The sequence below is a fragment of the Rhodococcus sp. KB6 genome (genome assembly GCF_001445685.1).
GTDB classification, from domain to species: Bacteria; Actinomycetota; Actinomycetes; order Mycobacteriales; family Mycobacteriaceae; genus Rhodococcus_F; species Rhodococcus_F qingshengii.
Genome location: NZ_LNAK01000139.1, coordinates 1 through 381 on the forward strand (window position 1 = coordinate 1; position 381 = coordinate 381).

Below are 381 nucleotides of genomic sequence, written 5' to 3' on the forward strand. Positions count from 1 at the left end.
CCCGTCACCGTATACGTGATCGTCTGACCCGCAGCAACATTGGTACCCGACGCAGGATCGGCAGCCTTCGCGACCGTGAACCCCGGAACCTTCACCGGATGCGTCGTGCACAGCTGCGTCACCGGATCACACACCTCCGGAGGATCAACCGGCGGAGTCGTACCCGGAACAACGAAGTTGTTCACGAACACCCCACCGACCACATCGGCATTGACCTTCACCGAATACGTCACCGACTTGCTCTCACCGGCCGCCAAGGTTCCCGTCACCGAGAAACCATCACTGCCGACCATCGTCGCAACCAACGGAGCATCAGCAGCCAAACCACTCAATGCACCCTTGTCCACAACCTGACGCAAATCATCGAAGTACGCCACCTCA

The 381-nt window shown here is 59.3% G+C and carries 1 protein-coding gene; it reads right to left on the reverse strand.

Translation table 11 applies throughout. The features are described 5' to 3' along the window. Positions 1-381, reverse strand: a 381-nt coding sequence (locus tag ASU23_RS34320; RefSeq protein ID WP_172827089.1) for a hypothetical protein, incomplete at both ends; no start/stop codon positions are given.